Genomic DNA, 23,456 nt, shown 5'->3' with positions numbered 1-23,456 from the left:
TTAATTACAGCCGATATAGTAACGACGGTGACAAATAATGTAAATGAATTATTTGTGCGGTTATATCCGCCAAACTTATGTCACCATCAGAAAGCGCCGGGTAAGTCCGTGACCCGGTGAGCACAGAAAGCGTAGGGTATGAACCCGCTGAGGAGAGGATGTGAGGACGGGGGTCTGAACTATTCATGCCAATTGTAAATATGTCACCCACATTAAAATTTCTGGGATAAATGATTACGTTTACATTAACAGAGTGAAGGGCCTCTTAACACCCTAAGAGGCCAACTCAATGTAAATGTTAGTTAATTGCATCCTGGCGGTGGTAACCGCGCCACCATACTAGCAGGTTGAGGGTAGCGACGATGGCCCCAATCGCACACACCCCCGACCAGCCCGCATGCTGCCACGCCGACGCTGAAATTAGCGAACCCGCAGCGCCGCCGATGAAGTAGCTGGTCATGTAACCAGCCGTCAGGCGGTTACGCGCCTCAGGCTTCACGCGATAGATGACGGTCTGATTGGTAATGTGAACGCCCTGTACGGTGAGATCGAGTACCAGGATACCGACGATCAGCGCCAGCACCGAAATGTGTCCGTACCAGATCGCCGCCCAGGAGAGCAGAAGTAAAATCAGTCCTGCGGAGGTGGTCAGGTGGGATTTGCCCTTGTCGGCCAGCCCCCCTGCGGGACGCGCGCCCAGCGCGCCTGCGGCGCCGGCCAGGCCGAACAGGCCAATCACCCCTTCGGAATAATTGAACGGCGGTGCGGCCAGCAGAAACGCCATCGACGTCCACAGAATGCTGAAGTTAGCGAAGGTGAAGCAGCCCAGCAGGGCGCGAGTGCGCAGAAGCTTATCCTGGGTGAACAGGCTGAAAACGGAGGCCAGCAGCTGCGGGTAGTTCAGGTGGTTTTCCTGCTTCACTTTCGGCAGCCCGCGCCACAGCGCCAGCGCCATAACGACCATCAGCACGCTCGCCACCCAGTATACGGTGCGCCAGCCGCCGAGGCTTGCCAGCAGCCCAGCAACGGTACGCGCCAGCAAAATCCCCAGCAGCAGGCCGCTCATGATGGTACCCACCACCTTGCCGCGTTTTTCCGGAGAGGCGAGAGTCGCGGCGAGCGGGACCAGAATTTGCGCCACCACGGAGAACAGTCCCGTTAGCGCGGTTCCGACGATCATCATCGTCAGCGACTGGCTGCTGGCGGTGATCAGCATCCCACCGGCGGCCAGCAGGGTCATGGAGACGATCAGCATTCGGCGTTCAAACATATCGCCCAGCGGCACCAGAAACAGCAGCCCGGCGGCATAGCCTAGCTGTGCTGCGGTGACGATAAAGCCTGCGGAGCTGGCGGAGAGATTGAACGCGCGGGCGATGGTGTCGAGAAGAGGCTGCGCGTAATAGTTGCTGGCGACGGCCAGACCCGTTGCCACGGACATTAAAAGGATGAGTGCGGGGCTAAGCCCTTGAGCTGTTTTTGTCATTAGTTTCAGGAATCGTTAGTTGAGTGATTATTTTTCCGGAAACCATAATAGCTAATGATTGTGAAAGTTGGGGGATTGTTGGGTGATGGATTGTGCGGTTTAGGGGGATAGTGCGGTTTGATCCCCTCACCCCGGCCCTCTCCCCAAAGCGGAGAGGGTTAGGGTGAGGGGTAGGGCTTTGTTTTTACTTCTGTGCCTCAAGCGCCTCTTTCACCCAGCCGTCAAACTGCTGCTGGTGGGCTTTGATCCAGCCGTCGACGTGGCCTTTGACATCCGCTTCAGACGATTTGCCCGCGTGCATCATCGCGTTCTGGGCGTTGATGTCAGCCAGCGGCAGCTTCATTACCGAAAACAGCTTCGCCGCCGCCGGGTTTTTCTCCGCCCAGGCTTTGTTCGCCACGATATGCATGGTGTTCACCGGGAAGCCGTAGTTCATGCCGTTCGGCAGCCTGGTGTCGATATCTTTCTGCTCGCCCGGCAGGGAAGAGAACGGCACCTGCAGCCACACCACGTCTTTACCCGGCTTCAGCACGTCGCTCACCCAGTACGGCGTCCAGGTGTAGTAGATCACCGGTTTACCCTCTTTGAAGCGGGCAATGGTGTCGGCCATCATCGCTGAATAGTTGCCGTGGCTCACGTCGACCGTTTTCGCCAGATCGAAAGCTTTGTTCTGGTGGTTAATCACCGCTTCACAGCCCCAGCCAGGCGAGCAGCCCATCATGTCGGCCTTGCCGTCACCGTTGGTGTCAAACAGTTTGGCGATCTTCGGATCTTTCAGCTGTTCAATATTGGTGATGTGGTACTTATCGGCGGTTTTCTTGTCGATCAGATAACCCTGCGCCGCGCCCGTCACGAAGGTACCCTCGCGATAGAATTTCTTGTCGCCACCGGCGGCGGCATACATGTCGTCGTGCAGCGGCTGCCAGTTGACGGCGGTAAATGTGGCGTCACCGGAGGCAATCGAGGTGTAGCCCACGTTGTAATCCACTTCGCTCGGCGTGTTAACCGTATAGCCCAGTTTTTCCAGCGCGCGGCTGACGATCAGGGTCTGGAAGCTCTCTTCCGAAATGGTGCTCTGCACCGGCTGCACGGTAATGCCTTTGCCCGGCAGGTCTGCCGCAAACGTGCTGGTGGAGACAAGGGTGGCAAACGCTGTGGCAAAAAGTACGTTATGTCGCATCGTTGTTCCTTATTTTATAAATGGGCGGGTGAGTAACCCGACAGGGCCGGTGGAATACCAGCGACGGTTGCCGCGACTGCGTGAATCACGACCGACGGCCTGGGTCAGGCGGTCAAGGATAATGGCGAGGATCACAATGCCGACGCCGCCGACGGTGGCCAGCCCCATGTCGAGACGGCCAATGCCGCGCAGCACCATCTGGCCCAGTCCGCCAACGGCGATCATCGAGGCAATGACGACCATCGAAAGGGCCAGCATCAGCGTCTGGTTAACGCCCGCCATGATGGTTGGCATGGCCAGCGGGAGCTGAACCTTAAACAGCATCTGGCGCGGGCTGGCGCCGAACGAGCGTGACGCTTCGATCAGGTCCGCAGGCACCTGGTTGATCCCGAGAATGGTCAGACGAATAATCGGCGGCAGCGCGAAGATAATGGTGACCACCACGCCCGGCACGTTGCCGATGCCGAACAGCATCACAATCGGCACCAGATAGACGAATGCCGGGGTAGTCTGCATTGCATCCAGCAGCGGACGGATAATCTTCGCCGCCCGCGGGCTGCGCGCCAGCCAGATCCCCATCGGCAGGCCGATGACGATGCAGAAGAGCAGGGCAGTCAGCACCAGCGCCAGGGTGATCATCGCCTGCGACCAGGCCCCAATCGCGCCGATGGCAATCAGCGAAATCAGCGTGGCGATCCCCATCCCGGCGCTGCCAAACTGCCAGGCGATCAGGGAGAACAGAATAATCGCCACCGGCGCCGGCATGCCCAGCATCAGCTGCTGGAAGCCGTTCAGGATGTAATCCACCGGAATGCGGATCCCCTGGAAAACCGGGCGGAAGTGCGTCACCACCCAGTCGATCCCCTCCGTGACCCAGCTGTCCAGCGGGATCAGCGTTTTATGGAACGGATCCATGATGTTGAAATGCTCTGGCGCAGGCGCGGGTGCGCTATTGAGCCAGTCTGCCGCGCCGCCACCGTCGGCGGGTGCTGGCGTGGAACCCCACGCGTCGGCGGATTGTGCAGCGCTGTCCGCTGCTTCAGCGGTGCCCCACGGGTTAGTTTGATCAGCCATTATTTGCCCCCTCGCGATCTAAAGCCTGCAGCAGCATCCGTTTGGAGATGATACCGACGTACTGTTGTTCCTCACCCACGACCGGTACGGCGCAAGGCGCCTGCCCCACGTGAGAGAGCAGCTCGCTGAGCGGCGTTTCGGCGTCCACGGCAAGCGGAGCGTCAATTAACGCCGCATCGATGCCCTGGTTTTCGCTGAGCGCGGTTTTCAGAGAATCGATGGAAACAACGCCGACAAATTTATTGCCGCGTTCAACCAGATAACCGTATTCACGGTCTTCGTCCTGCAGCAGCTTAAGCGCCGAGCGTGGGCCGAAACCTGGGGTTTTACGAATAATGCCGTTTGGCGTTCGACGGGCAATATCTTTGGCGCTAAAGACCTGGCTAATATCCACGCCGCGGAAGAAGGTGCGTACATAATCATTCGCGGGATTATTGAGAATTTCATCCGGCGTGCCGACCTGCACCACTTCACCGTTTTGCATAATGGCAATACGGTCGCCAATACGCATGGCTTCATCCAGATCGTGGGAAATAAACACAATGGTTCGCTGATGTTTAGCCTGTAATTTTACCAGCTCGTCCTGCATCTCGGTACGAATTAACGGATCGAGGGCGGAGAAGGCTTCATCCATTAATAATATGTCTGGATTAATGGCTAATGCACGGGCTAATCCCACGCGCTGGCGCATACCGCCGGAAAGTTCATCCGGGTACGCATGCGCATAATTTTCCAGCCCAACCTGACGCAGTGCATCCAGAGCTTTTTCCTGACGTTCCTGAGCCGGCGTGCCGGCTAATTCCATGCCGAAGGCGGTATTATCCAGTACCGTCATGTGCGGCATTAGCGCGAATGACTGAAACACCATTGCGATCTTCTTTCTGCGCACCTCGCGAAGCTCGGCGTCTGATATTCTGGCGATATCCACGCCGTCAATCAGCACCTGTCCGCGGGTGGGTTCAATCAGGCGATTGAGAAGGCGAACCATAGTGGATTTACCCGAACCGGATAATCCCATGATGACAAAAATCTCGCCTTCTTCAATGGCCAGACTGGCGTCTTTAACGCCAAGCGATAGCCCGGTTTTTTCCAGAATTTGCTCTTTCGTAAGGCCTTTCTCAATATATTTGAATGCGCGCTGCGGGTGCTCGCCAAATACTTTATAAAGATTTTTCACTTCTAATTTAATTGCCATGCAATAGAGAGTGTCCTGTTATTTGTTTATGCCGATATGATTACCATGGTAAATTGTTAACGGGCATAACCCTAACATACTGAGAATCTGAGACAACCCTGGGTTTACTTTTGGCATGAATTTTCGGGGAAGCGAAACGGCTGAATTTCCCATGAGTAAAGGGCTGAGCGTGATCTGAATTTTTCTCAATTTTTTGCTGCTGTATCGGGAAATTTCGCCTGAATTGGAATGATTCAGGCGAATATGACGTGGAAATTACAGTGTAGTTGTTTTGTAAATATTAGAGAGGGAATTGTTGGGTTTATATTAAATTAACGAACGTTAGCGTTCATTAAAAATCCCAGTCTTCATCCTCGGTTTCCACCGCTTTGCCCATCACGTACGATGAGCCCGATCCCGAGAAGAAATCGTGGTTTTCGTCGGCATTGGGCGACAGCGCGGCCAGAATCGCCGGGTTCACCTCCGCCATCTCCGGTGGGAAAAGCGCCTCGTAGCCAAGGTTCATCAGCGCCTTGTTGGCGTTGTAGCAGAGGAAGGCCTTAACGTCTTCCTCCCAGCCGGTACCGGCGTAGAGTTCCTCGGTATAGCTCAGCTCGTTGTCGTACAGATCCATCAGCAAATCGAGCGCAAAGCCTTTAAGCTCCTCGCGCTTTGCCTCGCTGACTTTCTCCAGCCCTTTCTGGTACTTATAGCCGATGTAATAGCCGTGTACCGCTTCATCCCGAATGATAAGCCGAATCAAATCGGCGGTGTTGGTGAGCTTGCCCCGGCTCGACCAGTACATGGGCAGCCAGAAGCCGGAATAGAAGAGGAACGATTCCAGGAATACGCTGGCGATTTTCTTTTTCAGCGGCTCGTCGGCCCGATAATACGTCAGTACCAGCTCCGCCTTTCTCTGTAATGACTCACTCTCTTCACTCCAGGTATAGGCTGCGTCCACGTCTTTGGTCTGGCACAGCGTGGAGAAAATCGAGCTGTAAGAGCGGGCGTGCACCGCCTCCATAAAGCTGATATTCGACATCACCGCCTCTTCGTGCGGCGTCAGCGCGTCGCTCATCAGCGCCGGTGCGCCGACGGTATTCTGAATGGTGTCGAGCAGCGTCAGGCCGGTAAAGACGCGGATCGTCAGCTGCTGCTCGGCGTAGCTCAGGGTTTGCCAGGCCGGAATATCGTTGGAGAGCGGGACCTTTTCCGGCAGCCAGAAGTTGCTGGTCAGACGGTTCCAGACCTCCAGATCTTTATCGTCCTGGATTTTGTTCCAGTTAACGGCACTCACGCGTGACAGTTTCATCCTTTCTCCTTACAGCGCGCAGGACACGCAGCCTTCAATTTCGGTGCCTTCCAGCGCAAGCTGGCGCAGGCGAATGTAGTAGAGCGTTTTGATGCCTTTCTTCCAGGCGTAGATCTGCGCTCTGTTGATATCCCGCGTGGTGGCGGTGTCCGGGAAGAACAGCGTAAGCGACAGCCCCTGATCCACATGTTTTGTTGCCTCCGCGTAGGTATCGATGATTTTCTCCGGGCCGATCTCATACGCGTCCTGATACAGCGCCAGGTTCTCATTGGTCATAAACGGGGCAGGGTAGTAAACGCGCCCGGTTTTGCCTTCCTTACGAATTTCAATTTTCGACACGATCGGGTGAATGCTCGACGTGGCGTGGTTGATGTAGGAGATCGATCCGGTCGGCGGCACCGCCTGCAGGTTCTGGTTGTAGATGCCGTAGCGCATCACGTCGTCACGCAGCTGCTGCCACATCTCGCGCGTCGGCAGGGTAATCCCCGCGCGGGCAAACAGTTCGCGCACTTTTTCGGTTTTCGGCTGCCAGTCGCCTTCAAGATACTGGCTGAAATAGGCTCCGCTGGCGTAACGGGAGTGCTCAAAGCCCGCGAACCGCTGGCTGCGCTCGCGCGCCAGCATCATCGAGGTGTGCAGCGCGTGCCAGGTAATGGTGTAGAAATAGAGGTTGGTGAAATCCAGCCCTTCCGGACTGCCGTAGGCGATACCTTCGCGCGCCAGATAGCCGTGCAGGTTCATCTGCCCCAGACCGATAGCGTGCGACGCGGCGTTGCCCGCTTCAATAGACGGTACGCTGCGGATGTGGCTCATGTCCGACACCGCCGTCAGCCCGCGAACGGCGGTCTCCACCGTGCGGCCAAAGTCGGGGGAATCCATGGTGTGGGCGATATTCAGCGACCCGAGGTTGCAGGAGATATCCTTGCCGATGTCCGCGTAGTCCAGGTTTTCGTCGTAGGTAGACGCGCTGTTGACCTGCAAAATCTCCGAGCACAGATTGCTCATGTTGATGCGCCCGGCAATCGGGTTCGCGCGGTTCACCGTATCTTCATACATGATGTACGGATAGCCGGACTCAAACTGGATCTCCGCAAGCGTCTGGAAGAAATCGCGGGCGTTGATATATTTTTTGCGAATGCGCTCGTCGGCTACCAGCTCGTCATACAGCTCGCTTATCGCCACGTCACCAAACGCTTTGCCGTAAATACGCTCAACGTCATACGGCGAGAAGAGCGCCATCCCGGCATTCTCTTTGGCCAGTTTAAAGGTGATATCCGGGATCACCACGCCCAGCGACAGGGTTTTGATGCGGATTTTTTCGTCGGCGTTTTCGCGTTTGGTATCGAGAAAACGCAGAATGTCCGGATGATGCGCGTGCAGGTAAACCGCTCCCGCACCCTGGCGCGCGCCAAGCTGGTTAGCATAAGAGAACGCATCCTCCAGCATCTTCATCACCGGGATCACGCCGGAAGACTGGTTTTCGATGCGCTTGATCGGCGCGCCCGCTTCACGCAGGTTAGAAAGCAGAAACGCCACGCCACCGCCGCGTTTGGAAAGCTGCAGCGCCGAGTTCACCGCGCGGCCAATCGACTCCATGTTATCTTCGATACGTAGCAGGAAGCAGGAAACCAGCTCGCCGCGCTGGGCTTTACCGCAGTTGAGGAAGGTCGGCGTGGCTGGCTGGAAGCGGCCGGAGAGGATCTCGTCGGTGAGCTGTTGCGCCAGCGCTTCATCGCCCTGCGCCAGGGTCAGTGCGACCATCACCACGCGATCTTCAAAGCTCTCTAAGTAGCGTTTGCCGTCGAAAGTCTTCAGCGTATAGCTGGTGTAGTACTTCCACGCGCCGAGGAAAGTCTGGAAACGAAAACCGCTGGCGTGGGCGCGTTCAAACAGCTTCACCACAAAGGCACGGTCGTAGCGGGTGAGTACGCGCGCGTCGTAGTAACCCTCGTTAACCAGGTGGTCGAGACGTTCATTCTGGCTTGCAAAAGTCACGCTGTTGGGCCGCACGTGGGCGGCAAAAAAGGCGTCCACCGCCTCACGGTCTTTATCAAACTGAATGCGTCCCTCCCGGTCATAGAGGTTAAGCATCGCGTTTAATGCGTGGTAATCCGGCGTCGCCTGAATCACCCGTTCTGCGGTTGTCGTTGCCAAAATTCGTTCACTCCTTTACGCACGTTTTCGACGTCCTGCTGCGTCCCCATCAGCTCAAAGCGGTAGAGATACGGCACGCCGCATTTTTGAGAGATGACATCCCCGGCACGGCAAAAGGCATCGCCGAAATTACGATTCCCCGCCGCGATCACGCCGCGGATTAGCCCGCGATTATGAGGATCGTTCAGAAAGCGGATCACCTGGCGAGGTACCGCGCCCGCCGTACCGCCTCCGCCATAGCTGGGCACCACCAGAATGTACGGTTCCTCTACTCGGATCCGCTCCCGCTCGTTGAGCGGAATGCGCACCGCAGGCAGCCCGACGCGCTCAATAAAACGGAGCGTGTTTTCCGAGCTGCTGGAGAAGAACACCATTCTGCTCATGCCCGTGCGGCCTGCGAGGCGAGGCGGTTGATCATGTCCGGGCGAAAGCCTGACCAGCTGGTCTCCCCGGCTACTACCACCGGAAGCTGACGGAAACCCTGCGCGCGAAGGGTGTCTGCGGCCTCGGGCTGCTGGTCAATATTCACCATCTCAAACGCCACGCCGCGGCTTTCCATCGCCCGTTTGGTCGCGTGGCACTGAACACAATCGTTACGAGTGTAAATAATAATGCTCATGATTTGTATTTCCATTTAAAATGAGAGAACGGCGCGAATCATCGCGTCAGGTTGTGTGTGTCTTGCTAAAAGGAATACTAGATGTAGTTGCCTTAAGTTTCAACCATACAAGATATGGGAAATTTAGATTGGTGATGTCCCGATGATGAGCCCAGCGGGGCAGGGCAGGCTATACGGGTTTTACAGGCGAGAAGATAAAGAAAAGCCCCGGCAGCTACTGACCACCGGGGCAGATAACGGTGCGCGATCGGGTTATTTACGCAGGCTAAGCAGAGCGCCCACGAAGATACCGACTGCCGCTACCGTGCCGAGCGTACAGAGCGGTTTCTCGCGCACGAAGGTCGTTGCGCAGCTGACCGCATCGCAGGCAGCCTGTGTCGTACGCGTGCGGCCGTTTAAACGTGCGCGGGTTTCACGGAGCAGAGACTGAGCCTTACGCTTTGCGGCATCCGCTTCGTCCTTCGCGTCACTTCCCCAGGACTTCAGCACCTCTTCCAGCGTATCCGCTAATTGGCTGACATCATTACGAATATCCTGAGCGTCGTCGTTAATATCGTTTCGGTTCGGTCTGTTAAACATGCGATCCTCCGTAATTTTGTGTTCCCGTTCAGTTTAGTTCAGAAATTTAATATCTGAAGCCCATCACGCGTTATCCGGCAGTTTATGGACTATTCTGAAAGCCCTGCTATTGCTGAATACTGTAAGGTTGCCGGGCAGGAAAAGATAACGAGGAAAAGATATGTATTTACGACCTGACGAGGTGGCACGCGTTCTTGAAAAAGAGGGATTCACCATGGATGAGGTGACGCCAAAAGCGTATGGATATCGCCGCGGCGAGAATTATGTTTATGTTAATCGCGAAGCAAGAATGGGACGTACCGCTCTCATTATTCACCCGACGCTGAAAGACAGAAGCCTGTCATTTGCTGAGCCTGCCTCGGATATTAAAACCTGCGATCATTATCAGCAATTTCCGCTCTATTTAGGCGGTGAACGGCATGAGCATTATGGTATTCCGCACGGTTTCAGTTCACGTATGGCGCTGGAGCGATTTTTGAAGGGACTGTTTGGCGACGTACAGTAAATCCGCGACTGGCGTGCGCCAGTCGCTTCACATCACGCTTTTGCCTGGCTGTACTGGCTGACCTTAAACAGGCGGCGGCAGTAGTCGAGGAAATAGCCGTAAACGGCTCCCATCAGCATCGAAATGACAATATTCGAACTTACTGCCGCAGCGATCTGGTGCCAGTCTGCACCGACTGTCAGAAGAATTGCCACGTAAACCGGCGACTGGAACGTTACATACGCCAGGACGTCTGCCAGGTTTTTCACCCAGCCTGCAGGACTAATTTGACGTGCGAAACGCATTACCGCATCGCGGTATAATCCGTAAGGCCATGCAATAATAATATTGACCGGGATCGCCACCAGACGAGAAGAAAATGACTGCTCGAAGGACATTCCGGAGAGGAATATTTCAATCAGCATGTTCACGACGGAACAGTAAACAACCATCGCGAAGGTATCCGCCACCGCGTGGCGCAGGCGAGATTGCGGCGAGAACATGTCTGAACTCCTTGAGAAGAACACAAAAGAAACGATTTCCCTTCGGCGCATAGTGCTTTAGGTTGGTTTGTTTGACGTGTATAGCGTATATCTCTGAGTTTGAACTAACAACTAGTGATTAATTTTTATTTAATCGACTTTTGTCCACAAAATTCTCTAAAATTGTTCGTTTTTTGCTCCGATCGTTATAATCTCTCTCGCTTGGCTTTTTTTATATCAAAATCAATATGTTGGTTTTTTTGATGGCGCAGGCGACGAATCCGCCTTCTGACAGCGGCGAAGTATGCTGCGATTTGGAGTAAAGTTGACCATTTATATTAATGCGGTGATTAGATTCCCCTGTTTCCTGGCAGCCCCGTGCGCTATTATTCGCAATGAGATTTTAATATATTTACACTGATGCCCATACGGACCCCTGGGTAGATATTTCAACTCAAATGAATTATTCTGTCGGCGCTTTATCTATTTACCCCAAAGAAAAGGTTTTCAAATAATATGTCTTTGACGTTACAGAATCTTAATAATATCCGAACCCTGCGCGCTATGGCGCGTGAATTATCCCTGGACGTTCTTGAGGAAATGCTGGAAAAGGTCAGGGTCGTTACTGAAGAGAAACGGAGTGAACTGACGGAATTAGAGCAGCAGCGCGCCGAGCAGCAGGAAAAAATTAATGCCCTGCTGGAACTGATGAAAGCCGATGGTATTTCACCGACCGATCTGCTGGGCTCTGAACTGGCGCTGGCGGGTAAGCAAGCGAAAAAGCGTAAGCCGCGTGAAGCAAAATATCGCTTTATTGACCAGAACGGTGAAGAGAAAACGTGGACCGGTCAGGGCCGCACGCCGAAGCCTATCGCCAGCGCGCTGGAAAACGGTAAATCACTGGATGATTTTCTAATCTAATGCGTTGACCGGGCGGAACATGCCGCCCGGTTATCTGTTCAGCAGACGCCGAAATCACCTTCTTCGCTATACGGCGCAACATCGGCGGCTTTCAGCGTATATTTCTCACCTTGCTCATTGCTGGCCTGGACCGCCACAATGCTGTCACCGTTCACTTCGAGCACTTTCAGTTTCGGGCCGCCTTTACGCGGTTGCACATAATCACCGACAGAAAACATATTACCTCCTCATCGTTTTAGCGATCTTCACCTTAGCCCACGCATGACGCCGGGTACAGCGTATTTCACCGATTACTGCTTATGAGGTACGTCGGTTCCATGGCATCACCTTAAGCAGCCGCGCCATGCCGCAAAAGCCCGTCACACCCGCAAACAGCAGCCCGGCACCGACAAAGCCGCTGAGCAGGAAAAAGCCGCTGGAGACGCTATAGCCCAGAACCACGCCACAGAGTATCAACAGCCCGGCGGCAATTTGCACCTGACGCATCAGCGGCAGCGGCTGAGATTTGTCTTCGACAGTCGGCAGCCCGGCCTGCTTCCAGCCCTGAATGCCCCCTTCGACAACAAATGCCTGAGCGGGAACGGCAGACTGCGCCAGGCGATCGGCATTGCCTGAGGTACGGGCGCCGGACTGGCAGTGAAAAATCACCGTTTCGCCCGCCTGCGTTTTAAGTCCACCGGGTAAGGTACCCAGCGGCACGGACCGCGCGGCGGGAATATGCTCGCGGGCGTACTCATCGGCATCACGAATATCAATCAGTTTTGCGCCTTCAGCGATGCGGGCACTGGCCTCGCGCGGCGAAATACGGGGAAGTGACATAGCGGCTCCTTACGGGCAATAAAGCTTTTTCAGGGTGCTGATGAGCTGATGCACCGCATCTTTTTTAATGAAATAGAGAATGCGCTGCGCGTCGCGGGTGCTGTCGATCAGACCTTCCTCACGCATGCGCGCCAGATGCTGCGACGTGGCGGAAGGACTAAGCCCCGTGGCTCGCGCCAGTTCTCCCGCGCTGGTGCCGGGCGCTCCGCACAGGGTGCAGAGGATCAGCAGCCGACGCGGGTTGCTCATCGCTTTTAAAAGTGTGGCGGCCTGCTCGGCGCTGGCCTGAAGCTGTTCGAGTTCAGTCATATTAGTTTAGGCTTTTCTTAATTAAGTTAATGCTAAACTAATCCGATATATTAAACCAGCGTCACAAGCGTAAAAGAGGGTAAACGCGGGGCAGAAAACTGGCGCAGACAGGTAAGCTGGCTATGCTTACAAAGAGTTCTCTTTATTATTTTCAATGGATTAGCTTGCACGGAGTTTTGATATGGGTTTTTGGCGTATTGTTTTTACTATCCTGTTGCCGCCGCTGGGCGTGCTGTTAGGCAAAGGATTTGGCTGGGCGTTTATTATCAACATTATTCTGACGCTGCTGGGCTACATCCCGGGTCTTATCCACGCCTTCTGGATTCAGAGTAAGAACTAAGTACGCCAGAGTAAGTCGCTGTAGATCCCGGTCAGCACGCCCTGGGGGCCAAACTGCTGTTTGATCCAGCGCGTGACCTGACCGGTTGCGGCATGCTGCGTGGCGAGGAGCATGCGCGAATCCTGACGCGGGTTATTGATACGCCGCGTCACCAGCTGCCCGTCTTCCACCGCTTCCCGCGCCATATACTCCGGTAAAAAACCTATCCCTTCTCCCAGGATCTGACACTGACACTTGGTGTTAAAGTCCGGCACCAGAATCGCCTCCTGCCCGTGCAGCAGCCAGCCGACCTTTTTGTTAATGGTGTGCGCGGTATCTTCCACCATGATGTTGGGATAAAGGCGCAGCTGGCTTTCCGCTATCGGTTCCGGAACGAACGCCAGCGGGTGCTCCGGCGCGATGGCAAACACCCAGCGAATGGCGCCGATTTCGGTGTAGTCAATTCCGCCGCCGTCGAGCAGCGTGTCCGGCGCGCCAATCGCGATGTTGGCCTGGTTGTTGATAATGGAGTCCCAGACGCCGTTGTAGACCTCGGTGGTGACGGTGATCTGACAGGTGGGGAACTGCTTTTTCAGCACCTGTAGCAGCCGCGCGGTATGGCGCGGCGTATACAACAGCTGGTTGATACAGATGCGTACACGCGCCTCGATGCCCTGTGAAATGGTATCAATCCCGCGCTTTATGGCGTGAAAGTCGTTAAGCAGGTCGGTGGCTTTGCGGTAAAAGTAAAAGCCGGATTCGGTCAGCTCAATGCTGCGCGTGCTGCGGACGAACAGCACCACGTCCAGCCCGGTCTCCATGCGCTTAATGGTGTAACTGATGGCGGAGGTCGTTACACCCAGTTCGGCGGCGGCTTTGCTGAAGCTGCCGAAGCGTGCGGCGGTGGTAAAGGCCAGCAGGTTCTCCTCGGTAAAGATGGAATTCATATCTCACTCCCTTCAGCCATCAGTTTTGAACATATTTTAACAGCGTCGTTACAACGCATTTGAAGCCGATCACAGTTCTGGCTATTTCATCAATGCCTCGCCATACAAGGCTTTTCCAGACATAAGCATAATGCGTTTTGACACGCTAAAAAGCGGTTAAACATAAGAAAAAGGTTGCACAGACGCACGTTTTGACCGGTTTATTGAATTTAACTCAACAATGAATTGTCTGTCGATGAATCATTTTTAAGCGGATTCTTTTATGACCAGGCTGTTGCTATTCTCAGGTCAACAGAAATAAAAACATCGGGAGTCTGAATATGTCTGCAACTGAACTGGTTACGGAATTTTTGCTGGCGGCAGAAGAGGGCAATAGCGATGCGCTAAAAGCCTGTCTGGAGAAGGGCGTGGATATTAACGCCACGAACCGCCAGAAAAGAACCGCCGTTATTATTGCCAGCCTGAAAAAACATTATGCCTGCGTGGAGTTCTTAATTGCCGCCGGGGCGGATATTGATAAACAGGATCAGACCTGCTTTAACCCTTTCCTGATTAGCTGCCTGACGAACGATTTAACTCTCCTGCGGCTGGTATTACCCGCGAACCCGGATCTCGACCGTCTGACGCGTTTTGGCGGCGTGGGCATTACGCCTGCCAGTGAAAAAGGGCACGTGGAGATCGTCCGCGAGCTGCTGGAAAAAACCGATATCAACGTTAACCACACCAATTTTGTCGGCTGGACGCCGCTGCTGGAAGCCATCGTACTCAACGACGGCGGCGCAAAGCAGCAGGCGATCGTGAAGCTGCTGCTCGAGCACGGCGCGAACCCGCATATGACCGACAAATACGGCAAAACCCCGCTCGAACTGGCGCGGGAGAAAGGCTTCACCGAGATTGCAGACCTGCTGCTGGCGGCGGGCGCGTAAGACGGTCGGTCAGCCCGTTCCGGCTGGCCGCTAATTAAATAAAACATTTTTACCGACGTGCATTTTGCACGACGGCGGCCCCCTTTTATCCGCGAACAGGTGCAAATAATGCCAACGAAAATCGTGATTAAAAAGAACACCTATTTTGACTCCGTATCGTTAATGTCCGTTTCCACTAAAGCCAATAAATTGCCGGGCGTCGAACAGGCCTTTGTCGCCATGGCAACGGAAATGAATAAGGGCGTTTTAAAAAACCTCGGGCTTTTAACGCCGGAATTAAATGAGGCGAAAAACGGTGACCTGATAATCGTCATTAAAGGCGACGCGGCGAGTGAAGAAACGCTGGCCGCTATTGAAGCGCTGTTCACGCGTAAAGAGAGCGCGGGCTCCCATGAAGCGCGCTACGCGACGATTGCCAGCGCCAAAACCCATCGCCCGGACAGCAACCTCGCGGTCATTTCCGTCAACGGTACCTTCGCCGCCCGCGAAGCGCGTCAGGCGCTGGAAAACGATCTCAACGTGATGCTGTTTTCCGATAACGTGTCGCTTGACGACGAGCTGGCTCTGAAGCAGCTCGCGCACCGGAAAGGACTGCTGATGATGGGGCCGGACTGTGGCACTGCCATCATCAACGGCGCGGGACTGTGCTTCGCCAACGCGGTGCGTCGCGGACCGATTGGTATCGTCGGCGCATCCGGCACCGGCAGCCAGGAGCTAAGCGTGCGCATCCATGAATTCGGCGGCGGCGTGTCGCAGCTGATTGGCACCGGCGGGCGCGATCTCAGCGAGAAGATCGGCGGCCTGATGATGCTCGACGCCATCGACATGCTGGAAGCCGACGAGGGCACAGAGGTGATTGCGCTGATCTCCAAGCCGCCCGCGCCAGCGGTGGCGGAGAAAGTGCTGGCCCGCGCGCGCGCCTGTCGTAAGCCCGTGATCGCGTGCTTCCTCGGTCGCAATGAACCGCCCGCCGATGAGGACGGACTGCAGTTCGCGCGCGGCACCAAAGAGGCGGCGCTGAAGGCCGTCCTGCTCACCGGCATCAAAAAAGAGTCCCTCGATCTGCACCCGCTCAACTGGCCATTAATTGAAGAGGTGCGCGCTCGCCTGACCCCGCAGCAGAAGTACATTCGCGGCCTGTTCTGCGGCGGCACCCTGTGCGACGAGGCGATGTTTGCCGCGCTTGCGAAATTCGACGACGTTTACAGCAACATCCAGCCGGATCCGGCTAAGCGCCTGAGCGACATCAGCGTCAGTAAAGCCCACACTTTCCTCGATTTTGGCGATGACGATTTCACCAACGGCAAGCCGCACCCGATGATTGACCCGACCAACCGCATCAGCCGCCTGCTGCAGGAGGCTCGCGACCCGGAAGTCGGGGTGATTGTGATGGACTTTGTGCTCGGCTTCGGCGCCCACGAGGATCCGGTCGGCGTGATGATCGACGCCATTAAAGAAGCACAGGCCATCGCGAAGGCCGATAACCGTCCGCTGGAGATCCTCGGCTACGTGCTCGGCACCGACCAGGATCCGCAGTCGCTGGCGCAGCAGTGTCAGCTGCTGACCGACGCCGGCGTCATCTGGGCCAGCAGCAGCACCAATACCGGATTACTGGCACGCGAATTTGTCTGCAAAGGGGAGAACGCATAATGACCACCTTATTTAACCAGCCGCTGAGCGTCATTAACGTGGGTCTCGCGATGTTCAGCGACGATCTTAAAAAGCAGCACGTTCCCGTGACCCAGCTCGACTGGACGCCGCCGGGGCAGGGCAATATGCAGGTCGTTGAAGCGCTCGACCAGCTGGCGGAAAAACCGCTGGCGGAGAAAATCGCCGCCGCCAACCAAATCGCCCTTGAGCGCATTATTCAGTCTCATCCGGTACTGGTGGGCTATGACCAGGCGATTAACGTTGTGCCGGGGATGACCCGCACCACCATTCTGCACGCCGGTCCGCCTGTCTCCTGGGAAAACATGTGCGGCGCGATGAAGGGCGCGGTCACCGGGGCGCTGGTGTTTGAAGGGCTGGCGAAAGATCTGGACGACGCGGCGCGACTTGCCGCCTCCGGGAAGATCGCCTTCTCGCCGTGCCACGAGCACGACTGCGTGGGCTCCATGGCGGGCGTCACCTCCGCGTCGATGTTTATGCACATCGTTGAAAACAAAACCTACGGCAACCGCGCGTTCACCAACCTTAGCGAGCAGATGGCGAAGATCCTGCGCATGGGGGCCAACGACCAGAGCGTCATTGACCGACTGAACTGGATGCGCGACGTGCTCGGCCCGATGCTGCGCGACGCGATGAAGATTATCGGCGAAATCGACCTGCGCCTGATGCTGGCCCAGGCGCTGCACATGGGCGACGAGTGCCACAACCGCAATAACGCGGGCACCACGCTGCTGATCCAGGCGCTGACGCCGGGGCTAATTCAGGCGGGCTATCCGGTGGAGCAGCAGCGCGAGGTGTTCGAGTTTGTTGCCAGCAGCGACTACTTCTCCGGCCCGACGTGGATGGCGATGTGTAAAGCCGCGCTGGACGCCGCCCACGGCATTGAATACAGCACCGTGGTTACCACCATGGCGCGCAACGGCTACGAATTCGGCCTGCGCGTTTCGGGGCTTCCGGGGCAGTGGTTCACCGGCCCGGCGCAGCAGGTGATCGGCCCGATGTTCGCGGGCTATAAGCCGGAAGACTCCGGGCTGGACATCGGCGACAGCGCCATTACCGAAACCTACGGCATCGGCGGCTTTGCGATGGCGACGGCCCCGGCGATTGTCGCCCTGGTGGGCGGGACGGTGGAGGAAGCCATCGACTTCTCCCGCCAGATGCGCGAAATCACCCTCGGCGAAAATCCGAACGTCACCATTCCACTGCTCTCGTTTATGGGCATTCCGACCGCCATCGACATCACGAAGGTCGCTGGCAGCGGCATTCTGCCGGTCATCAATACCGCCATTGCGCACAAAGACGCGGGCATCGGCATGATTGGGGCGGGCATCGTTCACCCGCCGTTTAGCTGTTTTGAAAAGGCGCTGTTGACCTTCCGCGATCGCTACTTTTTATAAGGCATGCATCCATGAAAAATATGAAGCTGGAGTGGAAAAGAGGTGACTGGGCGGCTTATTTCGGGTTGATGACCAACAACCTGACCAATTTGCTGACCATGATGGGGTTGCTCATTTTTGTCGTCGGCATCCCGAAGGAGATTGTTTATGGACGCATCGCGCCGGCCTTCGGGCTGGCGGTGCTGGCCGCGAGTATCTGCTACGCGTGGTTCGGCATGCAGATGGCGCGCCAGACCGGGCGCACGGACGTCACCGCGCTGCCGTCCGGCCCCAGCGCGCCGTCAATTTTTACCGTGACCTTCCTGGTGCTGATGCCGGTGTATCAGCAAACGGGCGATGCGGAGTTCGCTATTCAGATTGGCCTGGTCTGGTGCTTCGTTGAGGCGATGATTCTTGCGGGCGGTTCATTCCTGGGCGAAACCATCCGCAAGATGATCCCGCGCACCGTGCTGCTGTCATGCCTGTCCGGTTTAGGCCTGCTGCTGCTGGCGATGAACCCGATGCTGCAGGCGTTTGAAGCGCCGACCGTATCGTTCATCGTCCTGCTGCTGATCTTCATCAACTGGTTCGGCAAAAAGCCGATTTTCGCCAGAATTCCTACCGGCCTGCTGTTGCTGATAGCCGGTACCGCACTGGCGTGGATCTCCGGCCTGCAGAGCCCGGAAGCGATTAAAGCGTCCATGTCATCCTTCGGCTTTAACCCGCCGCAGGTGCATGTGGAGGGCTTCCTGCAGGGCCTGCCGCACGCGCTGCCGTATCTTGCCTCTGCCGTACCGCTGGGGCTGGCGAACTACATCTTTGACCTGGAGAACATCGAAAGCGCCCACGCGGCGGGGGATGAATACCCGACGCGTAAAGTCATGCTGGCGAACGGTCTGGCCTCCATGCTCGGCTGCCTGATGGGGAACCCATTCCCGGTGACGGTTTACGTCGGCCATCCCGGCTGGAAAGCGATGGGGGCCAGCATCGGCTACACGCTGGCCTCCGGCGTGACCATGTTCATCGTGCCGCTGTTCGGGCTGGGGGCATTTATGCTCGCCATCATTCCGATGACCGCCATCGTGCCGATTCTGGTGTTTATCGGCGTGGTCACCGCCAACCAGGTGGTGAGGGAAACGCCGAAGGTGGAAGTGCCGGTGATCTTCATCTGCCTGTTCCCGTGGATCGCCAACTGGGCGCTGACCATGATGAACAGCGTGATGGGAGCGGCGGGCACGAATGCCGCCAAAATCGGTACCGACGTGCTGCACAGCAAAGGGATCTACTACGAAGGATTAGTCCATCTGGGGAACGGGGCACCGCTCGCCAGCATGCTGTGGGGCTGTATCGCCATTTTTGCCATCATCAACAAACCGCTGCGCGGTGCCGTGGCTGCGGCGGGCGGGGCACTGCTGGCGCTGTTCGGGGTGATCCACGCCCCGGTGGTGGGCTTTGCCGAAGGCAGTTCGCTGATGTTCGTCACCGCGTATCTGATGATGGGCGGCATGTTTGTGGTGAAGCATGTGCTGGATAGCCGTGAAGCGGCGAGCGCTGCGTCGGGTACTGTTGCGAAGGAACACGTATGAAAGAGCTTATGGTCGTTGCCATCGGCGGCAACAGCATTATCAAAGACAACGCCAGCCAGTCGGTTGAACATCAGGCGCAGGCGGTGAAAGCGGTGGCAGAGTCGGTGCTGGAAATGCTGGCCTCCGACTATGACATCGTGCTCACCCACGGCAACGGCCCTCAGGTGGGGCTGGATCTGCGCCGTGCCGAAATCGCCCACGAGCGGGAAGGGCTCCCGCTGACCCCGCTGGCAAACTGCGTGGCGGACACCCAGGGCGGCATTGGCTACCTGATCCAGCAGGCGCTGAACAACCGCCTTGCCGCGCGCGGCGAGCAAAAGGCGGTCACGGTCGTCACGCAGGTGGAAGTGGATAAAAACGATCCCGGCTTTGCGCACCCCACGAAGCCGATCGGCGCGTTCTTCAGCGAGGCGCAGCGCGACGAACTGCAGCTCGCGCACCCGGACTGGCACTTTGTTGAAGATTCGGGCCGGGGATATCGTCGCGTGGTGGCCTCCCCGCAGCCGCTGCGCATTGTCGAGGCCGACGCGATCAAGACACTGACGCAAAAAGGCTTCGTGGTGATCGGCGCGGGCGGCGGCGGTATTCCCGTGGTGCGCTCGGCGCAGGGCGATTACCAGAGCGTCGACGCGGTGATTGATAAAGATCTCTCCACTGCGCTGCTGGCGCGCGAGATCGGCGCCGACGTGCTGGTGATTACCACCGGCGTGGAAAAGGTGTGTGTCAACTTCGGTAAGCCAAATCAACAGGCGCTGGAGACCGTCGACGTAGCGGAGATGACGCACTACATGGAAGAAGGTCATTTCCCGGCGGGCAGCATGCTGCCCAAAATCGTCGCCTCGCTGGAATTTTTACACCACGGTGGCAAGCGGGTGATCATCACCTCGCCAGACTGCCTGCCCGCCGCGCTGCGCGGGGAAACCGGTACCCATATTGTGAATGAAGGAAGATAAGATGAGTGAAAACAAAAGCCGCCGTGAATTTATCAGCCAGAGCGGTAAAATGGTGACCGCCTGCGCGCTGTTTGGTGCGACCGGATCCGTCGCGTATGCTGCTGACTCCGCAAAGCCACTCTGCGAGACCGGTAAATCTATGAATATCACCGCGAAACATTACTATCTGGACAACGTGCTGCTCGAAGCCGGGTTTAACTTCCACGGCGGCGTGGCGACGAGCACCCGTACCGAGCTGAAAACGCTGGAGATCAAGGACGGGAAGATCGTCGCCCTGCACGACAACAAGCGCCACGCCGACGTCACGCTGCCGCACTACGATGCGGGCAACAAGCTGATGCTCCCGGCAATGCGCGACATGCACATCCACCTGGATAAAACCTTCTACGGCGGCCCGTGGCGATCGCTCAACCGCCCGGCGGGCACCACGATTCAGGATATGATCCGCCTGGAACAAAAGCTGTTGCCTGAGCTGCAGCCCTACACCCAGGAGCGTGCGGAAAAGCTGATCGACCTGATCCAGTCGAAAGGCTCCACCATCGCCCGCAGCCACTGCAATATTGAGCCGGTTTCCGGTCTGAAAAACCTGGAAAATTTGCAGGCGGTCCTGGCGCGCCGCAAACCTGGTTTTGACTGCGAAATCGTCGCCTTCCCGCAGCACGGGCTGCTGCTGTCGAATTCTGAAAAGCTGATGCGCGAGGCGATGCAGGCCGGGGCGCACTACGTGGGCGGGCTGGATCCAACCAACGTCGACAGCGCGATGGAGAAATCTCTCGATCTGATGTTTCAGATTGCGCTGGACTACGACAAAGGGGTGGACATTCACCTGCACGAAACCAGCCCTGCGGGCGTGGCGGCGGTGAACTACATGGTCGAAACCGTGGAGAAAACGCCGGCGCTGAAGGGGAAACTCACCATCAGCCACGCCTTCGCGCTGGCGACGCTCAACGAACAGCAGGTGGATGAGATCGCCACCCGCATGGCGGCGCAGCAGGTGACCATCGCTTCGACCGTGCCGATTGGCACCCTGCATATGCCGCTGAAGCAGCTGCGGGACAAGGGCGTGTTTGTGATGACCGGCACCGACAGCGTGATCGACCACTGGTCGCCGTACGGTCTGGGGGACATGCTGGAGAAAGCCAATCTTTACGCCCAGCTCTACATCCGCCCGAACGAGCAGACGCTCTCCCGCGCGCTGGGGATTGCGACCGGCGACGTGCTGCCGCTGAACGACAAAGGGGAGCGCGTGTGGCCGAAAGTGCAGGATGACGCCAGCTTTGTGCTGGTGGACGCCTCCTGTTCCGCCGAAGCCGTGGCGCGCATTTCCCCGCGTACCGCAACGTTCCACAAGGGCAACCTCGTCTGGGGCGTTGTGGGTTGATGTGCATTTCTCCCTCTCCCTGTGGGAGAGGGGGGATGGCATCAGGCCGCACTTCTGTAGGCCGGGTAAGCGCAGCTTCCACGCCCGATGCTGGTGCCGATCGCCGCGCGCACGGCTTAGTAGCCGACCTTGTATACCCGCCCGCTCTGCACGCCTTCCACGCTGCGGCGATAGGCTTGCGCCACCGTCGCGGCAGGCACGCTTTCGAAGCCCGGGAAGAAGCCATCGTACGTTTCGACGGATTCGGTGAGAACCGTCGGGCTAATCAGGTTGATGCGGATCCCGCGCGGCAATTCGCAGGCTGCGGCGCGAACAAACCCTTCCAGCGCCGCATTCACCGTGGTGGCATTTACGCCCTGCGCAATCGGCTCGTGCGCCACAATTCCGCTTATCAGCGTAATCGAGCCGCCTTCGTTCAGGTAGTGCTGGCCGGTCAGCGCCAGGCGCACCTGTCCCAGCAGCTTATCCTGTAGCCCCTGGTTAAAGTCGCTATCTTTCATGGTCGCGAGCGGGCCAAAGTAGAGGCCACCGCTGGCGGACACAATGGCATCCACCGGACCGATTTTCTCGAACAGCGCCTGAACGCTCGCCTGAGAGGTGATATCTACCTGCTCGTCGCCCTGCGTGCGGCCGACGCGGATGACCTCGTGGCGACGACTCAGCTCTTCCGTTACCGCACGACCAACCGTACCGCTGGCACCAATAATGACGATTTTCATAGCCGACTCCTTCTGTTGTGAGCCTTCATTCTTTAATAAATTAAAATACGGATAAACTGGGCTAAAGTTAGAAGATTGCTAACCAGAGGTTTGGAATATGGATAAGCTTCGCAGCATGGAGACCTTTATTGCGGTGGTTGAAAGCGGCAGCTTCACCGGCGCGGCAGCACGGCTCGAGATGTCGGCGGTGATGGTGGGGAAGTACGTTGCGCTGCTGGAATCCCAGCTTGGCACCCGCCTGCTGGAGCGTAACACACGGCGCCAGAGCCTGACCGACGCCGGACGGGTCTATTTCGACGAGGCGAAGCGGGTGCTGGAGCAGGTCGCGATCGCCGAAAGCGCCGTGGAACGCCTGCGCGCCGCACCGTCAGGCACCCTGCGCGTGACGGCGCCCACCTCGTTTGGCGGCAGCGCGATCGCGCCGCTTACGGCCTCTTTTTTACAATGCTACCCGGAAGTGCGCATCGAGCTGGATCTCACCAACCGGATGGTGGATCTGGTGGAGGAGGGTATCGATCTGGCCATTCGTATTGGCGACATTCACAACGACGATCTGGTGGCGAAATACCTCTGCCCTTACCGGATGGTTATCTGCGCCGCGCCGGACTACCTGGCACGCTACGGTACGCCGCAAACCCCTGCCGATCTGGTGGATCATCTCTGCCTGTCCCACAGCGTGTGGACCGCGCGCAACGAGTGGCGGCTGCCGGGCGTCGAGGGCGAGGTGCGCTGGAAGCGGGATGCGGTCTTAAAATGTAATGACGGCTACGGGCTCCGGATGGCCGCGAGAGCCGGAGCGGGACTGCTGCTGCAGCCGGAGGTGCTGGTGGCGGAAGATCTGGAAAGCGGCAGGCTGGTGCGGGTGCTGGAAGAGTATATTCCGGCGCCGAGACCCGTGCATTTATTGTGGCGTCAGGATTTACGTCAACTGCCTAAGCTTACGGAATTTATCGCCCATATTCTGCTAAGATTGGGCACACTATAAAAAAAG

The 23,456-nt window shown here is 57.0% G+C and carries 25 protein-coding genes; 10 read left to right on the top strand and 15 right to left on the bottom strand.

Features of this window, described 5'->3' with window-relative positions; translation table 11 throughout:
• Positions 1-298: 298 nt before the first annotated feature.
• From FOY93_RS17290 to FOY93_RS17250, 9 genes are all read right to left on the bottom strand, one after another.
• Positions 299-1,483, bottom strand: coding sequence for an MFS transporter (locus FOY93_RS17290; protein ID WP_115876128.1), 1,185 nt, complete (start codon positions 1,481-1,483; stop codon positions 299-301).
• A gap of 184 nt (positions 1,484-1,667) precedes the next feature.
• On the bottom strand, positions 1,668-2,663 hold the full coding sequence (proX, locus tag FOY93_RS17285) for a glycine betaine/L-proline ABC transporter substrate-binding protein ProX (RefSeq protein ID WP_133295019.1): 996 nt from the start codon (positions 2,661-2,663) through the stop codon (positions 1,668-1,670).
• Positions 2,664-2,672: 9 nt separating this feature from the next.
• Positions 2,673-3,737 (bottom strand): glycine betaine/L-proline ABC transporter permease ProW, encoded by a 1,065-nt coding sequence (proW, locus tag FOY93_RS17280; protein WP_115876126.1) that lies wholly within the window; start codon positions 3,735-3,737, stop codon positions 2,673-2,675.
• Positions 3,730-4,932 (bottom strand): glycine betaine/L-proline ABC transporter ATP-binding protein ProV, encoded by a 1,203-nt coding sequence (proV, locus tag FOY93_RS17275; RefSeq protein WP_127732090.1) that lies wholly within the window; start codon positions 4,930-4,932, stop codon positions 3,730-3,732. The genes proW and proV overlap by 8 nt, the downstream gene beginning before the upstream one ends.
• A 331-nt stretch (positions 4,933-5,263) precedes the next feature.
• Complete coding sequence (gene nrdF, locus FOY93_RS17270; protein ID WP_133295018.1) at positions 5,264-6,223, bottom strand: class 1b ribonucleoside-diphosphate reductase subunit beta; 960 nt, start codon at positions 6,221-6,223, stop codon at positions 5,264-5,266.
• A 9-nt stretch (positions 6,224-6,232) separates the two neighbouring features.
• Entirely contained in the window at positions 6,233-8,377 is a 2,145-nt protein-coding gene (gene nrdE, locus FOY93_RS17265) for a class 1b ribonucleoside-diphosphate reductase subunit alpha (RefSeq protein WP_143345433.1), read from the bottom strand.
• Entirely contained in the window at positions 8,350-8,760 is a 411-nt protein-coding gene (gene nrdI, locus FOY93_RS17260) for a class Ib ribonucleoside-diphosphate reductase assembly flavoprotein NrdI (protein ID WP_143345432.1), read from the bottom strand. The genes nrdE and nrdI overlap by 28 nt, the downstream gene beginning before the upstream one ends.
• Entirely contained in the window at positions 8,757-8,996 is a 240-nt protein-coding gene (gene nrdH / locus FOY93_RS17255; protein ID WP_111965893.1) for a glutaredoxin-like protein NrdH, read from the bottom strand. Before nrdH ends, nrdI begins: the two co-directional genes overlap by 4 nt.
• A gap of 252 nt (positions 8,997-9,248) precedes the next feature.
• On the bottom strand, positions 9,249-9,575 hold the full coding sequence (locus tag FOY93_RS17250; protein WP_008502569.1) for an ElaB/YgaM/YqjD family protein: 327 nt from the start codon (positions 9,573-9,575) through the stop codon (positions 9,249-9,251).
• A gap of 160 nt (positions 9,576-9,735) precedes the next feature.
• Here FOY93_RS17250 and FOY93_RS17245 point away from each other — a divergent pair, with 160 nt between their 5' ends.
• On the top strand, positions 9,736-10,080 hold the full coding sequence (locus tag FOY93_RS17245) for a DUF2002 family protein (RefSeq protein WP_023308923.1): 345 nt from the start codon (positions 9,736-9,738) through the stop codon (positions 10,078-10,080).
• 32 nt (positions 10,081-10,112) lie between these two features.
• Here FOY93_RS17245 and alaE read toward each other — a convergent pair whose 3' ends face one another.
• Positions 10,113-10,562 (bottom strand): L-alanine exporter AlaE, encoded by a 450-nt coding sequence (gene alaE / locus FOY93_RS17240; RefSeq protein WP_133295014.1) that lies wholly within the window; start codon positions 10,560-10,562, stop codon positions 10,113-10,115.
• Positions 10,563-11,057: 495 nt separating this feature from the next.
• On the opposite strand from alaE, the gene stpA reads away from it, so the two are divergent.
• Positions 11,058-11,462 (top strand): DNA-binding protein StpA, encoded by a 405-nt coding sequence (gene stpA / locus FOY93_RS17235; protein WP_127732086.1) that lies wholly within the window; start codon positions 11,058-11,060, stop codon positions 11,460-11,462.
• Between the two features lie 38 nt (positions 11,463-11,500).
• Here stpA and FOY93_RS17230 read toward each other — a convergent pair whose 3' ends face one another.
• The 3 genes from FOY93_RS17230 to FOY93_RS17220 form a co-directional block, all read right to left on the bottom strand.
• Positions 11,501-11,680 (bottom strand): YodC family protein, encoded by a 180-nt coding sequence (locus FOY93_RS17230; RefSeq protein ID WP_133295013.1) that lies wholly within the window; start codon positions 11,678-11,680, stop codon positions 11,501-11,503.
• Between the two features lie 79 nt (positions 11,681-11,759).
• A complete protein-coding gene (locus tag FOY93_RS17225; protein WP_143345431.1) occupies positions 11,760-12,281 on the bottom strand; it encodes a rhodanese family protein in 522 nt (173 codons plus the stop codon).
• Positions 12,282-12,290: 9 nt separating this feature from the next.
• Positions 12,291-12,590: an ArsR/SmtB family transcription factor gene (locus tag FOY93_RS17220; protein WP_111965890.1), complete on the bottom strand. Its 300-nt coding sequence runs from the start codon at positions 12,588-12,590 to the stop codon at positions 12,291-12,293.
• A gap of 181 nt (positions 12,591-12,771) precedes the next feature.
• On the opposite strand from FOY93_RS17220, the gene FOY93_RS17215 reads away from it, so the two are divergent.
• Positions 12,772-12,930 carry a YqaE/Pmp3 family membrane protein gene (locus FOY93_RS17215; protein ID WP_115876117.1) on the top strand — a complete coding sequence of 53 codons (159 nt, stop codon included), beginning with the start codon at positions 12,772-12,774 and terminating at the stop codon, positions 12,928-12,930.
• Here FOY93_RS17215 and FOY93_RS17210 read toward each other — a convergent pair.
• The gene (locus tag FOY93_RS17210) at positions 12,927-13,856 is read right to left on the bottom strand and encodes a LysR substrate-binding domain-containing protein (protein WP_143345430.1); all 930 of its coding nucleotides are present in this window, start codon (positions 13,854-13,856) and stop codon (positions 12,927-12,929) included. The genes FOY93_RS17215 and FOY93_RS17210 overlap by 4 nt on opposite strands.
• A gap of 320 nt (positions 13,857-14,176) precedes the next feature.
• Between FOY93_RS17210 and FOY93_RS17205 the strand changes: the two genes are divergently transcribed.
• The 6 genes from FOY93_RS17205 (at position 14,177) to FOY93_RS17180 (ending at position 21,746) form a co-directional block, all read left to right on the top strand.
• Positions 14,177-14,782, top strand: a complete 606-nt coding sequence (locus FOY93_RS17205) for an ankyrin repeat domain-containing protein (RefSeq protein ID WP_133295010.1) — start codon at positions 14,177-14,179, stop codon at positions 14,780-14,782.
• 108 nt (positions 14,783-14,890) lie between these two features.
• A complete protein-coding gene (gene fdrA, locus FOY93_RS17200) occupies positions 14,891-16,432 on the top strand; it encodes an acyl-CoA synthetase FdrA (RefSeq protein ID WP_133295009.1) in 1,542 nt (513 codons plus the stop codon).
• Complete coding sequence (locus FOY93_RS17195; RefSeq protein WP_172621921.1) at positions 16,432-17,847, top strand: YlbE family protein; 1,416 nt, start codon at positions 16,432-16,434, stop codon at positions 17,845-17,847. Before fdrA ends, FOY93_RS17195 begins: the two co-directional genes overlap by 1 nt.
• Positions 17,848-17,858: 11 nt before the next feature.
• A complete protein-coding gene (locus FOY93_RS17190) occupies positions 17,859-19,412 on the top strand; it encodes a xanthine permease (RefSeq protein ID WP_136195156.1) in 1,554 nt (517 codons plus the stop codon).
• Complete coding sequence (locus FOY93_RS17185; RefSeq protein WP_133295008.1) at positions 19,409-20,365, top strand: carbamate kinase family protein; 957 nt, start codon at positions 19,409-19,411, stop codon at positions 20,363-20,365. Before FOY93_RS17190 ends, FOY93_RS17185 begins: the two co-directional genes overlap by 4 nt.
• Position 20,366: 1 nt before the next feature.
• Complete coding sequence (locus tag FOY93_RS17180; protein ID WP_136195157.1) at positions 20,367-21,746, top strand: amidohydrolase family protein; 1,380 nt, start codon at positions 20,367-20,369, stop codon at positions 21,744-21,746.
• Between the two features lie 116 nt (positions 21,747-21,862).
• Here FOY93_RS17180 and FOY93_RS17175 read toward each other — a convergent pair whose 3' ends face one another.
• A complete protein-coding gene (locus FOY93_RS17175) occupies positions 21,863-22,465 on the bottom strand; it encodes a short chain dehydrogenase (RefSeq protein WP_023308908.1) in 603 nt (200 codons plus the stop codon).
• Between the two features lie 97 nt (positions 22,466-22,562).
• Between FOY93_RS17175 and FOY93_RS17170 the strand changes: the two genes are divergently transcribed.
• Entirely contained in the window at positions 22,563-23,450 is an 888-nt protein-coding gene (locus tag FOY93_RS17170; RefSeq protein WP_136195158.1) for a LysR family transcriptional regulator, read from the top strand.
• Positions 23,451-23,456 lie beyond the last annotated feature (6 nt).

It is taken from the genome of Enterobacter sp. 18A13, from assembly GCF_007035975.1.
Taxonomy (GTDB): Bacteria; Pseudomonadota; Gammaproteobacteria; order Enterobacterales; family Enterobacteriaceae; genus Enterobacter; species Enterobacter vonholyi.
This window is presented reverse-complemented; position numbering and strand designations above follow the sequence as displayed.

Excerpts from the sequence above, each read along its gene's own strand:
- FOY93_RS17215 (WP_115876117.1), top strand. The coding sequence starts at position 12,772 with ATGGGTTTTTGGCGTATTGTTTTTACTATCCTGTTGCCGCCGCTGGGC.
- FOY93_RS17205 (WP_133295010.1), top strand. The coding sequence starts at position 14,177 with ATGTCTGCAACTGAACTGGTTACGGAATTTTTGCTGGCGGCAGAAGAG.
- FOY93_RS17190 (WP_136195156.1), top strand. The coding sequence starts at position 17,859 with ATGAAAAATATGAAGCTGGAGTGGAAAAGAGGTGACTGGGCGGCTTAT.
- FOY93_RS17195 (WP_172621921.1), top strand. The coding sequence starts at position 16,432 with ATGACCACCTTATTTAACCAGCCGCTGAGCGTCATTAACGTGGGTCTC.
- proX (WP_133295019.1), bottom strand. The coding sequence starts at position 2,663 with ATGCGACATAACGTACTTTTTGCCACAGCGTTTGCCACCCTTGTCTCC.
- FOY93_RS17225 (WP_143345431.1), bottom strand. The coding sequence starts at position 12,281 with ATGTCACTTCCCCGTATTTCGCCGCGCGAGGCCAGTGCCCGCATCGCT.
- FOY93_RS17210 (WP_143345430.1), bottom strand. The coding sequence starts at position 13,856 with ATGAATTCCATCTTTACCGAGGAGAACCTGCTGGCCTTTACCACCGCC.
- FOY93_RS17180 (WP_136195157.1), top strand. The coding sequence starts at position 20,367 with ATGAGTGAAAACAAAAGCCGCCGTGAATTTATCAGCCAGAGCGGTAAA.
- FOY93_RS17170 (WP_136195158.1), top strand. The coding sequence starts at position 22,563 with ATGGATAAGCTTCGCAGCATGGAGACCTTTATTGCGGTGGTTGAAAGC.
- alaE (WP_133295014.1), bottom strand. The coding sequence starts at position 10,562 with ATGTTCTCGCCGCAATCTCGCCTGCGCCACGCGGTGGCGGATACCTTC.
- proV (WP_127732090.1), bottom strand. The coding sequence starts at position 4,932 with ATGGCAATTAAATTAGAAGTGAAAAATCTTTATAAAGTATTTGGCGAG.
- FOY93_RS17250 (WP_008502569.1), bottom strand. The coding sequence starts at position 9,575 with ATGTTTAACAGACCGAACCGAAACGATATTAACGACGACGCTCAGGAT.
- FOY93_RS17290 (WP_115876128.1), bottom strand. The coding sequence starts at position 1,483 with ATGACAAAAACAGCTCAAGGGCTTAGCCCCGCACTCATCCTTTTAATG.
- fdrA (WP_133295009.1), top strand. The coding sequence starts at position 14,891 with ATGCCAACGAAAATCGTGATTAAAAAGAACACCTATTTTGACTCCGTA.
- stpA (WP_127732086.1), top strand. The coding sequence starts at position 11,058 with ATGTCTTTGACGTTACAGAATCTTAATAATATCCGAACCCTGCGCGCT.
- FOY93_RS17245 (WP_023308923.1), top strand. The coding sequence starts at position 9,736 with ATGTATTTACGACCTGACGAGGTGGCACGCGTTCTTGAAAAAGAGGGA.
- nrdH (WP_111965893.1), bottom strand. The coding sequence starts at position 8,996 with ATGAGCATTATTATTTACACTCGTAACGATTGTGTTCAGTGCCACGCG.
- proW (WP_115876126.1), bottom strand. The coding sequence starts at position 3,737 with ATGGCTGATCAAACTAACCCGTGGGGCACCGCTGAAGCAGCGGACAGC.
- FOY93_RS17220 (WP_111965890.1), bottom strand. The coding sequence starts at position 12,590 with ATGACTGAACTCGAACAGCTTCAGGCCAGCGCCGAGCAGGCCGCCACA.
- FOY93_RS17185 (WP_133295008.1), top strand. The coding sequence starts at position 19,409 with ATGAAAGAGCTTATGGTCGTTGCCATCGGCGGCAACAGCATTATCAAA.
- FOY93_RS17230 (WP_133295013.1), bottom strand. The coding sequence starts at position 11,680 with ATGTTTTCTGTCGGTGATTATGTGCAACCGCGTAAAGGCGGCCCGAAA.
- FOY93_RS17175 (WP_023308908.1), bottom strand. The coding sequence starts at position 22,465 with ATGAAAATCGTCATTATTGGTGCCAGCGGTACGGTTGGTCGTGCGGTA.
- nrdI (WP_143345432.1), bottom strand. The coding sequence starts at position 8,760 with ATGAGCAGAATGGTGTTCTTCTCCAGCAGCTCGGAAAACACGCTCCGT.
- nrdF (WP_133295018.1), bottom strand. The coding sequence starts at position 6,223 with ATGAAACTGTCACGCGTGAGTGCCGTTAACTGGAACAAAATCCAGGAC.